Source organism: Paenibacillus aceti, from assembly GCF_003614185.1.
GTDB lineage: Bacteria > Bacillota > Bacilli > Paenibacillales > Paenibacillaceae > Fontibacillus > Fontibacillus aceti.
Genome location: NZ_KZ987724.1, coordinates 2,604,048 through 2,615,808 on the forward strand (window position 1 = coordinate 2,604,048; position 11,761 = coordinate 2,615,808).

The 11,761-nt window shown below is 49.4% G+C and carries 12 protein-coding genes; 2 read left to right on the plus strand and 10 right to left on the minus strand.

Annotated features, from left to right (window positions below; genetic code table 11):
- Nucleotides 1–28 precede the first annotated feature (28 nt).
- The 4 genes from fucU to BFJ94_RS11665 are packed head-to-tail and all read right to left on the minus strand — an operon-like array spanning nucleotide 29 to nucleotide 4,448.
- The gene (gene fucU, locus BFJ94_RS11650; RefSeq protein ID WP_120462825.1) at nucleotides 29–466 is read right to left on the minus strand and encodes an L-fucose mutarotase; all 438 of its coding nucleotides are present in this window, start codon (nucleotides 464–466) and stop codon (nucleotides 29–31) included.
- Nucleotides 460–1,965, minus strand: a complete 1,506-nt coding sequence (locus BFJ94_RS11655; protein WP_120462826.1) for a rhamnulokinase — start codon at nucleotides 1,963–1,965, stop codon at nucleotides 460–462. The genes fucU and BFJ94_RS11655 overlap by 7 nt, the downstream gene beginning before the upstream one ends.
- 16 nt (nucleotides 1,966–1,981) lie before the next feature.
- Nucleotides 1,982–2,641, minus strand: a complete 660-nt coding sequence (locus tag BFJ94_RS11660; RefSeq protein ID WP_120462827.1) for a class II aldolase/adducin family protein — start codon at nucleotides 2,639–2,641, stop codon at nucleotides 1,982–1,984.
- Nucleotides 2,642–2,657: 16 nt separating this feature from the next.
- Nucleotides 2,658–4,448, minus strand: a complete 1,791-nt coding sequence (locus tag BFJ94_RS11665) for an L-fucose isomerase (protein ID WP_120462828.1) — start codon at nucleotides 4,446–4,448, stop codon at nucleotides 2,658–2,660.
- A 186-nt stretch (nucleotides 4,449–4,634) separates the two neighbouring features.
- On the opposite strand from BFJ94_RS11665, the gene BFJ94_RS11670 reads away from it, so the two are divergent.
- Both BFJ94_RS11670 and BFJ94_RS11675 read left to right on the plus strand, forming a co-directional pair.
- Complete coding sequence (locus tag BFJ94_RS11670) at nucleotides 4,635–5,045, plus strand: hypothetical protein (protein ID WP_120462829.1); 411 nt, start codon at nucleotides 4,635–4,637, stop codon at nucleotides 5,043–5,045.
- 96 nt (nucleotides 5,046–5,141) lie between these two features.
- A complete protein-coding gene (locus BFJ94_RS11675; protein ID WP_120462830.1) occupies nucleotides 5,142–5,993 on the plus strand; it encodes an AraC family transcriptional regulator in 852 nt (283 codons plus the stop codon).
- Here the strand turns inward: BFJ94_RS11675 and BFJ94_RS11680 are convergent, their stop codons facing one another.
- The 6 genes from BFJ94_RS11680 to dagF form a co-directional block, all read right to left on the minus strand.
- Complete coding sequence (locus BFJ94_RS11680) at nucleotides 5,994–7,760, minus strand: FtsX-like permease family protein (protein ID WP_162944248.1); 1,767 nt, start codon at nucleotides 7,758–7,760, stop codon at nucleotides 5,994–5,996.
- Nucleotides 7,754–8,461, minus strand: coding sequence for an ABC transporter ATP-binding protein (locus BFJ94_RS11685; RefSeq protein WP_120462832.1), 708 nt, complete (start codon nucleotides 8,459–8,461; stop codon nucleotides 7,754–7,756). The genes BFJ94_RS11680 and BFJ94_RS11685 overlap by 7 nt, the downstream gene beginning before the upstream one ends.
- A gap of 28 nt (nucleotides 8,462–8,489) precedes the next feature.
- The gene (locus tag BFJ94_RS11690) at nucleotides 8,490–9,080 is read right to left on the minus strand and encodes a TetR/AcrR family transcriptional regulator (protein WP_120462833.1); all 591 of its coding nucleotides are present in this window, start codon (nucleotides 9,078–9,080) and stop codon (nucleotides 8,490–8,492) included.
- 191 nt (nucleotides 9,081–9,271) lie between these two features.
- Nucleotides 9,272–9,985 carry a GntR family transcriptional regulator gene (locus BFJ94_RS11695; protein ID WP_120462834.1) on the minus strand — a complete coding sequence of 238 codons (714 nt, stop codon included), beginning with the start codon at nucleotides 9,983–9,985 and terminating at the stop codon, nucleotides 9,272–9,274.
- 11 nt (nucleotides 9,986–9,996) lie between these two features.
- Nucleotides 9,997–11,013, minus strand: coding sequence for a sugar kinase (locus tag BFJ94_RS11700; protein ID WP_120462835.1), 1,017 nt, complete (start codon nucleotides 11,011–11,013; stop codon nucleotides 9,997–9,999).
- Nucleotides 11,006–11,761, minus strand: coding sequence for a 2-dehydro-3-deoxy-phosphogluconate aldolase (gene dagF / locus BFJ94_RS11705; RefSeq protein WP_120462836.1), 756 nt, complete (start codon nucleotides 11,759–11,761; stop codon nucleotides 11,006–11,008). The genes BFJ94_RS11700 and dagF overlap by 8 nt, the downstream gene beginning before the upstream one ends.

Sequence of the window (11,761 nt, forward strand, 5' to 3'; positions counted from 1 at the left end):
AATAGTTGGTTCCCTTTCCATTATAGGGTTAATATGGTTCGGATACTACGCCTTTTTTCAGAATAATATTGGCATACAGGGCACGCTCTCCAGTGGAGACCACCGCGTAAGCCCGCTTGGCCCGTTCATAGAATGCAAATCTCTCTATCTCTTCAAAAGCATCCGGCTGGGCATGATACTTCGCGACGATCCTCCGATAATGCTCCCATATAGGCGTCTCCACCGGATCTCCCGGAGTTACAGCCATAAGCGCAACTGGATGCTCCACATACGAGTCGAGGGGAAATAACGGTAATACGGCTTCTAGCAGCTCCGATACACCATGCCCGTCACAGCGTACCAGCCGCTGGGCATGGCTCGCCGCCGGGAAGTTCCCGTCGGCGAACACAATTTCATCGGAGTGGCCCATTTCCATCAATATTTTGATCAGCTCGGGCGAAATCAAGCTGGAAATTCCTTTTAACATGGCATGACCTCCATCAGTTGCTGATATCGTGCGTAAGCATTCTGCCATTCGGCCTGCTGCTCCGGTTCATAGGTGCTTATTGGAAAAGAAGCCTTCACCAGCTCCACGCCCTCCTGCATATCGGCTAGATAACCTGCGGCCTGCAGCTGCACCAGCATATTGCCGATCGCGCTAGCCTCCACCGGCCCGGTCCATACTGGTCGGCCGATCGCCCCCGCCGTGAAGCGACATAGCAGTTCATTCTGAATGCCGCCGCCGACCATATGCAGCCCCTCGAACGCCGCTCCCGTCAAATGCTCGGCCTGCTCCAGCACCATGCGGTATCTGAGTGCCAGGCTCTCCAGAATACAGCGCACCGTCTCGCCGATCGTCAGCGGCTCAGGCTGCCCGGTATCACGGCAGTAGCTCACGATTTCCTCCGGCATACTGTCCGGGTTCATGAATCGCAGATCATCGGGATCGATCAAGCTGCGAAAGGGCTCTGACGCTTCGGCCTCAGCCACCAGCTGCGGATAAGTGAGTGATTGACCCTCCAGCTCCCAAATCCGCTTGGATTCCTGGAGAATCCATAGGCCCATAATATTTTTTAGCAAATGGAAGGTTCCGCCTGCCCCTCCCTCATTAGAAAAATCCTGCTTTAATACCTCAGAATGAAGAAGAGGCTGTTTCATCGGGGTTCCGAGCAAGGACCATGTCCCGCAGACGAGATAGGCAAAGGTCTCCGATGAGAAGGGCACGGCTGCCGCCGCCGATTCCGTATCATGCGATGCAGCAGCCATCACCTTCAATCGCGGTACGCCCAGCTCTGTGCTAATCTCCTCCGTCAGTACGCCAATTTCCGTTCCCGGTTGCACCGGATCGATGAATATGGAATCAGGCAATCCCAGCTCCTGCATCAGTGCCCTATTCCATGCCTTCTTACCCGGATCATATAACTGAGTCGTCGTCGCCATCGTAAATTCACAGGCCATGCGCCCCGTCAGAAAATAGTTCAGCAAATCAGGCGTCAGCAGCAGCGTCTTGGCTGCATCCAGCTTCGGAGAGTTCGCCTTCTTCATCGCATACAGCTGGTACAGCGTATTGAAAGGCATGAATTGCAGACCGCTCTCAGCGAATAGCCGCTCCGCCCCCAGCTTGTCGGACAACTCCTCCACTAGCCCCTCCGTCTGACGGTCACGATAATGATACGGGATGCCAAGCAGCTCACCATTTGCATCCAGCAATCCGAAATCTACGCCCCAGGTATCGATCGCACAGCTCTCCGGTTTGTAGCCAAGCTGAAACGCCTTGCTGATGCCCGTTTTAATTTCCTGAAGCAATCCAAGCGTATTCCAGTGCAGATGCTCGCCGATCCGGACAGGGGTATTGGAAAATCGGTGAACCTCGGTCATCCTCAGTTGCTTGCGACCACCTGCCGGGTTCTCGACAAGCTCGCCAATCATAGCTCTCCCGCTGCCCGCCCCCAGATCAAATGCCAAGACCGTTGGTATGTGAGTCATTCGTGGCACCGCCTGTTCATTTCATTTTTTGCAGCAGCTGAATCCGGTAGTCCTCGCTCTCCAGCGCCGCAATAGCCTCTACCTCTTCCTCCGTAAGCACCGATAGCGTGCCCGCAGCCTTGGCGGCCAAATAAATTTTGGCGCTCTCTTCCACCACTTGCGTGCGATAGTAGGCCTCACGCAGATTCCTGCCCGTAGTGACAAGCCCATGGTTCCCCAATAAAATCGAGCTGGCCTCGTTCACCTTCGCGGCTACGGCATCAGCGAGCAGATCGGTCGTCGGGATGACATAAGGAATGAATGCGGTGCGCCCGACCAGAGCGGCTTGATCCGGGAACATGATCGGCAGTTCTTCAGCGATTAGGGTAAAAGCAATGCAATGCGACGGATGCGTATGCACGATCGCTTGAATATCCGGGTTGCAGCGGTAGGCGTACAGATGCATCAGCACTTCGGAGGACGGGCGCAGACCATTATCACCTATTTCACCGCTTGGGATGTCCACCTCGACCCATTCCTCCGGCCGGATCTCCTCCAGGGCAAAGCCGCTGGGCGACAAATACATTTTGTCTCCGGCACGGGCACTGATGTTGCCGCCCGGTCCTACGACAAGGCCGTGGTCGACAATTTTTTGCGCATATTTGCATAGTTCATTGCGGGTATCTATATTTTGCATTTTGTTGTTTCTCCTCCTATTTATACAACGGTCCGAAGTTCTCGCAAGCCCGGAAATCCGCGCCCTCGCTCTGCTCTGTACCGAATAAGCCCCAGGCGCGTGGACGGAACACCTTCTCCTTCGGCACATTATGCATGCTTACCGGAATCCGCAGCATGGAGGCGAGTGTGATCAGTTCCGCGCCAATATGGCCGTAGCTGATCGCCCCATGATTAGCCCCCCAATGATCCATCACATCATAGACGCTGGTGAAGGCGCCGCTTCCCGTCAGAGTCGGTGCGAACCAGGTCGTCGGCCAGGTTGGATCGGTACGCTTGTCGAGCGTATCATGTACTTCCTGCGGCAGATCGACCGAGTAGCCTTCGGCAATTTGCAATACCGGGCCAAGACCTTTGACGATATTAAGTCGGGTCATGGTCATCGGCATGCCGCCGCGGGTCAGATAGTCTGTGGAGAAGCCACCGCCGCGGAAATATTCCACCGAAGCCGGACGCCATTGGGTTGCTTTCAAGGTGGATTGCACCTCTTCATCAGTGATTTCCCAGAATGGCTTCATCGCAGGCTGGCCATCGATCTGCTGCTCGCCCGTACCGTCCAAGGCTGCGGAGCCGGAATTGATCAGATGAAGGATACCGCCTGCTGCGCGACCTTCCAGCTTATAGCCGGTGACGCGCTCCACGGAAGCTGGGCTCCAGTACGTTCTAACGTCGGCAAAGATTTGCGCCGTATTCGTAAGTAGACTAGCGAACAGCATGCCGACCCCGTTCAAGCTGTCATTCTCTGTGGCAACTGTAAACGGCGCTCTTTTCCCGTTCCAGTCAAAGGAGGAATTCAGCATCGTCTCCATAAAGTCGCCGTTCGGGAAGTGATCCGTCCACTGCCGTTGGCCCTGGAAGCCCGCCGCAATGGCGTGATGTCCATTCGCTTCCTCGCCGAAGCCCAGCTCCGACAGACGTGGATTGCCGATCATCAGATCGCGAGCGATCAGCGTCATTTTGACCACAGTCTCCCACTCCTGATCCTTACGCTCACGGGAAGTCTGCAAATGCTCCGGATTATTATCAGGCCCCTCTGCGCAATTCTCTTTCACCCAAGTGAGCGCCAATTGATATTCCTCAGGATCGTAGATTTCCTCTTCAATCCGTCTCGTAAATTCACTCATGTCGATATATTCGTTGCGCATGCCAAGATACTCCTGGAAGAAGCTGTCGTCCACGATCGAGCCGGCGATGCCCATCGCTACTGAGCCCATCGACAAGTACGCTTGATTCCGCATGATCGCTACAGCCAGACCACTACGGGCAAACCGCAGCAGCTTCTCCTGCACATCAGCTGGAATTTCGCTATCTCCCTCATCCCGCACATCCTCACCATAGATGCCGAAGGCCGGAATTCCCTTCTGGGCGTGTGCCGACAGCACGGCTGCCAGGTAGACCGCTCCGGGACGTCCTGTTCCATTAAAGCCCCAGATCGCCTTAGGCGTACTGGCGTCCATATCCATCGTTTCCGTTCCATAGCACCAGCAAGGGGTCACTGTAATCGTCAGGCCAACCTCAGCCTTTCTGAATTTTTTGGCAGCCGCTTCCGCCTCGGCGACCCCGCCGATACAATTATCCGCAATCACGCATTCTACCGGATCGCCATTCGGGTATCTGAGCTCAGACGTCAACAGCTTGGCGACAGCCTCCGCCAGATTCATCGTCTGCTCCTCCAGTGATTCCCGCACACCTCTTCTTCTACCGTCTATCGTCGGACGAATCCCGATCTTCGGAAACCCGTCTTTCCATCTGTAATCGCTTGCAACCATGACTATTTCCTCCCTTTACTGTGATCTATCTTCATTCTAGTAGGAGGCTGGAAGGGCGATAACCCACTATGCTGTCTTTTAACTGGAGGGGGTGGTCAATATAGTGTACCTGGGGGAGGGAGTGTAATGTATAATAACAATTATAGGAATATATTCAAATGAACATCTTCTTTAAGGAGGATTGAAATGCTTAGTAAATTAATGTCATCCTTCATATCGGCTCTGATTATTTCATTGTCATTTACGTTCTTTAGCGAACAGGGTAAAGAGGCCACCAGCGTTTTGTATTACACGGCGACTCATAAATTTATGACAGGCTTTGTTATTCTATTGCTCTTATATATCTGTATTGGCATCCCGGCTTCATATGTCGTTGACAGGGCGATCTATCGAGCCAGAAAACCGCTTATCACATTGCTATTATATTTCGTCATGGGTTCCATCATTGGCATGGCTTTCTTAATCATGAACCCCTCAAATCACCCTGCTTCAGCAATACAACTCATTGTTATTTTCGGATGCGCCAGTACAGTCTTCTATTTATGTCAATACCTAATGGATAGACTGGCGAGAACATTCCGCAAACCAAGAAATTAATAGGGAATCATAGGGTATGGGGTTAACCTTTTTTCAGATGACCCAAGATTATGGCATAATGAAGTTAGAATGCTATGTTATCGGGAGGGAACCGTTATGCCCAAGATTGAGATCCCCCATCAAAAAAGCGATACCTTCCGCTTTAAAAGAATCCCGGAGCTGCTCTTCGCCGGCAAGGTGGAGGATGAGAGCTTCTTCTATGCGCCACCGCAGATTCATGATTTTTGCGAGATCATCTATGTTGTGGAAGGAACCGGTGAGTTCTCGATCGGTGGAAAAAACTACGTTCTGCAGCAAGGGGATGTAGCCATCTATAATCCCGGCGTTCCTCATGAGGAGCGTTCTTCGAGCGAGGTCCCGTTCAAGGTATTCTATTGCGGTCTGGATAACCTGCATATCGAGGGGGTCCCTTACGGGATGCTGCTCCCCCCTTACGTAGACCCGGTCATTTCCTGTGAGAAATACGCTTATCGGGTGGAGAGCTATCTGTCGGAGATGCTGCAGGAATGCGATTCCCAGGTTCTAGGCTATGAGACGCTCAGCAATAACCTGTTGATGTCGCTGATTACGCTGATCTATCGCATCGTCGATGTGAAGCATCAGTTCCAGGAGCTGAAGGGCAAGAATGAAATATCGCTGCGGACGAAGGAGTTTATCGATAAGAACTATACCCAGAGCATCACACTCAAGGATATCGCCGACACGCTCTATGTCAGCCAGCACTACCTGTCCCACCGCTTCAAAAAAGACCTGGGCGACTCGCCCGTGAATTACCTGATTAACCGCAGGATTGAGGAAGCCAAGCGACTGCTGGTGGATAGCAACATTCCGGTTCACGAAATCGCCGCCCGCGTCGGCTACAGCAATGACAAATATTTCTCGATGCTGTTCAAGAAGGTCACTGGCCAGACGCCGACGGCGTTTCGGGAGGGGGAACGCAGAAAATAGTTATAAGTATTGACGAGCAGTTTCATTCCGTAGTATTGTTCTAATCTTGGCCGTAAAGGCTGACTCCACTATGACATAAATAATTTGGATGATTATCAACACCCCAAATACAATGAAAGCATTCGTTTGAAATGGAATGTAGTCGCCTGTCTGTAAGGATAAGCTTCTCTGTATTTCTTTGCATATAGCTATGCTGGGGTATAGCATTAGCAAGAAGGCGATCATAAATATCGGTCTATAGATGCTTATCAGCATTTTGTTAATTTCTTTGGGGGTATACCCTAAAAAATCTAAAATCAGCATTTCTTTGGTGCTGTCCTGAAAATTAAGAAGTAACACTAAATAAATCAGTATGCCTCCGGCGACAATGCCAAGCAATTGATTGATAATCGCACTCATTTTATTGGAAACCACGTCCTTCTGAAGTGCGGACAACCGTTCCTCCTGGGTAATAACTGTCCCGATCCCGGGAGAGTTGATGCTATTACTGTAAAGTCCATTATATGATGATTCAGCTATCCCCATCCATTTGGCTAATTGTTTTTGTGACAGATAGATGTGATGGGTTTCAGCATTTACCGCTACATCTGCAACCACAGCCGAATAGCTCTCACCGGATATTGCAATTATGATTATATCGCCTTGGTTCAGCCCATATACCTCTTGAAGCTCGGGGCCAATCAGTATTCCGTTACCGTCTGGTATAGATAATAGCTCACCATGTTTATCATAGAGCTCTAATAAACCACCTGTATGAGATAAACCGACGAACTGGTATGGAACTGGGGCATCGCTATGGCCGAGATATAAGGAAGCCGGGGTTTCCAAGTATATAAGTGCATCGGCATCGGTATAGTCTTCTGCTTTTTCTTGATAGGTCTCAGCAAATTTGATGTTATAGGAATAATGATGCCCTTCGGTCTGAGACTGGTAAACTTTATGGCTGCTCATATATAGAGAAATACTCATGATGAAAAGACTTGTGCTGACGCCAACAGCAAGTATACTTAATAAAATGGTTGTAGGCTTGCGAAGCGCGATCCTTACAGGAAATTGTTTTCTGGCAGGCAAAATAGAAGCTATTTTATCAGATACCGAGGCAATGATTCGATTTTCTTTTTGCGTATCCGAGTTATTGATTAGTAAAGCAGCCTCTTTTTTGAGAAATACCTTACAGGAGAGTGCGGTTGTTCCGCATAATACAATGACGGCCAGGAAGACTCCGTTAAATATGTGGATGGCATGAATGCCTCTTGTTACATCAGTAATGCCGAAGGAAGCGGTGTAGTCTTGCAATAATACACCTGAGGCTGCCCAGCCTAAGCACATTCCTACGACCGTCGCCAAAATGGACAATAAGCAAGTACAGGTCACGTAAGCCTTTATTATAGAAGAATTCTTAAAGCCTAAAGCCTTAAAAGTACCAATTTCCTGTTGATGCTGACTAAAATAATGCTTGTAAAACAGAGATGTTACCAGAACAGTTATCAGCAAAAGACATATCAGGAATGTCGCAGCCAAGGACGCATTGGATCGCAAAGCAATCAGCAGGGCATGTTGTTCCTCTGACAGCGCTCCGCCACCGCCATATTGTGAAATAGTATTTAATCTATCCAAGTTCTTATCTACGGAAAACTGAACGAAGAAATACATAAAAGAAGTTAGCATGATGAATAGAAAAATAAGCATGATGTAGCTCTTATTTTTGAATATGCTCCTTATGACTTCCTTGCAAAAAGGCCTTTCACGCCCTTGAATAATCAACATGAAATCCCCCATCTAATTTCATCTGCACGAAGCGGATTTTCATTCCATCTGTCATTATGAATAAATCCGTCCTTCATCGTAATTATGCGTTCAGCAGTATCTGCAATTTTTAGATTGTGAGTTACGAAAATAATCGTTATACCGTACTGCTTTTTTATGAGGTGCAGCAATTTCAAAACACGTAGGCTGTTTTCTTCGTCTAATGCTCCCGTAGCTTCATCACAAAACAGAATTTTAGGATTCTTAATGATCGCCCTGGCGATCGATGTTCTTTGCTGCTGTCCACCAGATAACTGCGAAGGGAATTTGTGCAAAATGTCATCAATTCCAAGCATCTCGGTAATATCCTTAAAGGGCAACGCTTTATTGCTTTGGGAAATTCCGATCCGAATGTTCTCAGCTACTGTTAAATTAGGGAGCAGCAGATAGTTTTGAAACACACTACTGATTTCATGCTTCTTAAATTTAGATAGCTGGCTATCATTCAATGAGGTCACTTCTAAATCTTGATAGAATACTTTCCCTGATGTAGGACGTAACAGCCCCGCCATAATATTTAACAATGTAGTTTTGCCTGAACCGCTAGAACCGATAATTACATTAAAAGAATTGCGATAAATCGATAGATCTACACCTTTTAATACCGTTTCATGATGATTGAATTTCTTTATTATTTTTTCAGCTCTTATTAGGGTCTCCACTTAAATCCCCCCGTTCCCGTTACATAGATTAGCTTATTAATTTTTTTAGTAGCTCGATCTGCTCTTGAATCAAATTCGGTGAAATGGACGTACTCAGCGCCAAAATATTCAATCCTTCAAGTGTAATCACGATATGCCTTGCCGTTCTCTCAACGTCCTGTTCATCCAAATGCACAATTTCCTTCCGTCTAATGCCATAGAATAGAATTTCTGATAGAATGGCTACCGCATCATTAAAATATTGATCTAAAGTTTTCTGGGAACTTCTCTTTCCTTGGGACAGAAAGTATTCATAGACGGCTACTCTAATCGTATTTTGGGTATTTAATAATTCATTCTTCTGCGAGCTGAAAAACTCGTTTATCGTCTCTAAAGCACTTACTTCATTTTTCATGCTCATCGCAAAATAAGAATAGTCCGCCTCTTTCCCCATTGCCAAAATATCCTCAAAAATCTGCTGTGTGGAACCATAATACTTGTATAGTCCCCCTCGGCTTATGCCGCATTCTTCAACGATGTCTTTCATTGTTACAGTGGTATATCCTTCGCGAATGAAGACATTTGTGGCCTTCTCCAAGATGTATTTCTTTTTCTCCATCGCTTTTGGTGTTAAAGACATATAGGGCTCCCTCCAATATCGAAAAAGTGACACATGTGTCGATAATCATAATTTACGACACGCGTGTCACTTTGTCAAGATGCATAACGGAAATGAGGTACGCTATTTAGCGAGAACAGGCTGCTTCTCTACGGGATCAACCCACAGGAAACAGCCTGTTCGTGTCAGAACGCTATTTTCACGTCGCCAAGTTACATTTCATAATTCACCACATAATTCTGTAGTGCTGTGTTGTAGTAGCCTACGCTGAACTCGATGAGTCTTCCCAGCAGATCATACGAGTAACGCAGCCGCTCTAAGGCTGGGGTTCCAGCCGTTAGCTGCAAGGCTTGCAGCACCGGCTCCGGCGGTACAGTAACTCCGAACTCGTCACGAAGCTTGTCGAGACTGAGCTCCCGTTCCTCCAGCAGCTCATATAGGGACCCCGCATCCAAATCCTCCAGACTGATCGATCCCGCCTCTGAAATCAGATAATGCGTATAGTGGATATAAGGACTACCATCCAAATAATAGATCCGTTCCAAACATAGGCACTGCTTCCCGAACCGACGATATAACTCGCTGTCCGCATCGTTCTGGATCATCTCGGCGCGGAGCCATTTTTTCTCGATACGATGCCCCTGCTCCACCAGAATCTCGGTAAAGTGCTTCCACTTGGACAGCTTGGACGCAGCTCTATTGCGGATCACCTTCGTTCCCCGCCCGCTGCTCTTCTCGACATAGCCCTCCTGGGCCAGCTCCTGGATCGCATTGCGAACGGTAATCTTGCTGACAGCAAACTCCTGCTCCAGCTGCGGCTCGGAAGGGATATTCTCGCCCAAAGGATATACGCCGTGCAGAATCCGTTCTTTGATTATATTTTTAATTTGCAAATAGAGGGGTTTATCTTTACGGGACAAGCTCAACTGTCGTTCAACTACCTTTCTACGTCACCTGCGGATGCCGTCATTGCTCGCAGCACCTCCGGCTCGGAAGCCATCGGCGTATCCCCGGACACTGTATGGGCCAGCATCGCTGCGGCTGCGGCGAACTTAACTGTCTTCTCCAGCTCGAAGCCCTCCAGCACGCCATGGATAATTCCGCTGGCATAGGCATCTCCAGCCCCTATTCTATCATAGACGGAAAAGGTCAGCCTATCCGAATAAGCAAAGCGACCGTCTCGCAAAAGAAACCCGCGCAAAGAATGCTCATTACTGCTATGAATGGATCGATGAGTTCCGGCAATTACAGAGATTTGATAACGCTCCGCCACCTGTGGCAGCAGCTCCTCAAGCTGATCCTCGCGCTGCTCCTTGGTCGTGCTCATGCCAAGCGTATGCAGCGCATCCTGTTCATTCATCATCACGATGTCTGACAGCTCCAGCATTTCCTCATAATGCGGCTTGGCCTTGACATGGCCGTCTTCTCCCCACAAGGAAGGCCTGTAATTGCAATCGAAGATCACTGTCCCGCCGCGCTGCTTGACCGCCTGGGCCAAGGCTTTTATATGCTGCCGCACCCCGTCGTTCATCGCCAGAGCTATGCCGCAAAAATGCAGCGCATCGATTTCTCCGGCAATCGCTTCATAATCATAGGCATCCGCCGGAGCTGTATTGAAGCTGCTCTCCAGTCGATTCGTATACGTCACCCGGCTCGGTCTGGCGCCGAATCCATTTTCGAGGAAGTAAAGGCCTATATATTTTCCGTTTCGTTGAACCAAGGAAGTATCGATCCACAGCTTGCGCAAGTAAGCCTCGGCTGCATCGCCAAGCCCATTCTCCGGCAATCTCGTAATCAGTTTCCCTTGATGCCCGTAGCGAGCCAGTGCTGACACCACATTAACGCCAGTTCCGGAAAAAGAATAGTTCAGTGTGCTTGCTTGCGACAGCAAATCATAGCCCGGCACCTGCAGCCGCATCATCACTTCGCCAAAGGCAGCGATACGCTTAGGCATATTGATCCGCCAGCCTCTTCATAATCGCGGTCAGCTCGCGTACTTGCTCGGTATTAGTCTTTCCTGTATCTTTATCGATAATCGAGGAGTACACATGCGGGATAACCTGCTTCACTCCAGCTTCCAGGGCAATCGACAGAATCGGCTCAAAATTGTCCATATCAATCCCGCCGGTCGGCTCCAGTGCGAAGCCCTCTTCAGCACAGGCTACCGCCAGCGCGCGATACTCCTCTTCACGGCTCAGACCCTGCATCGGGAAGTATTTCAGCGCGTTACCGCCCATGTCTCTGACTAGAGCAATCGCCGATTTCACCGGCACAATCGCCTGGTCAGTTGCGGCCGCACTGATCGGTCCTGTGGAAATATTAACGAAGCCTGGCTGCCCGCAAGGGGAGACGAGGCTGTTGATCCAGCTGTCCTTATCGCCCAGATTGGCGCGTGTTGCTCCTACTGCCGGGAACACTTGATTGATATGGCTGCCCGGGTAATGCTTCACTATTTTTGCCACGACTGCTGCCTGGCGGTTATCCCCCGCTCCGAGCCCGATAGACACCGCTTCCTCAATCCCGCTGCCATGTTGTTTCATCGACTCGACAGCTTCTTCCACGGAGGAATAGTTTTTGGAGAGAACGCCGACCAGGACATAGCCTTCCGCCGCTTCGAAAATCTCCTTCGCATTGGCAACATCCTTCGCCAGCACATTCAGGGCCACACGCCCTCTATAGAAACGCTTATCAATTAGAGCCAT

Coding starts and splice junctions, on each gene's coding strand:
- BFJ94_RS11655 (WP_120462826.1), bottom strand. CDS start 1,965: ATGACTCACATACCAACGGTCTTGGCATTTGATCTGGGGGCGGGCAGC.
- BFJ94_RS11665 (WP_120462828.1), bottom strand. CDS start 4,448: ATGGTTGCAAGCGATTACAGATGGAAAGACGGGTTTCCGAAGATCGGG.
- fucU (WP_120462825.1), bottom strand. CDS start 466: ATGTTAAAAGGAATTTCCAGCTTGATTTCGCCCGAGCTGATCAAAATA.
- BFJ94_RS11670 (WP_120462829.1), top strand. CDS start 4,635: ATGCTTAGTAAATTAATGTCATCCTTCATATCGGCTCTGATTATTTCA.
- BFJ94_RS11700 (WP_120462835.1), bottom strand. CDS start 11,013: ATGCCTAAGCGTATCGCTGCCTTTGGCGAAGTGATGATGCGGCTGCAG.
- BFJ94_RS11660 (WP_120462827.1), bottom strand. CDS start 2,641: ATGCAAAATATAGATACCCGCAATGAACTATGCAAATATGCGCAAAAA.
- BFJ94_RS11675 (WP_120462830.1), top strand. CDS start 5,142: ATGCCCAAGATTGAGATCCCCCATCAAAAAAGCGATACCTTCCGCTTT.
- BFJ94_RS11680 (WP_162944248.1), bottom strand. CDS start 7,760: ATGTTGATTATTCAAGGGCGTGAAAGGCCTTTTTGCAAGGAAGTCATA.
- dagF (WP_120462836.1), bottom strand. CDS start 11,761: ATGGCTCTAATTGATAAGCGTTTCTATAGAGGGCGTGTGGCCCTGAAT.
- BFJ94_RS11690 (WP_120462833.1), bottom strand. CDS start 9,080: ATGTCTTTAACACCAAAAGCGATGGAGAAAAAGAAATACATCTTGGAG.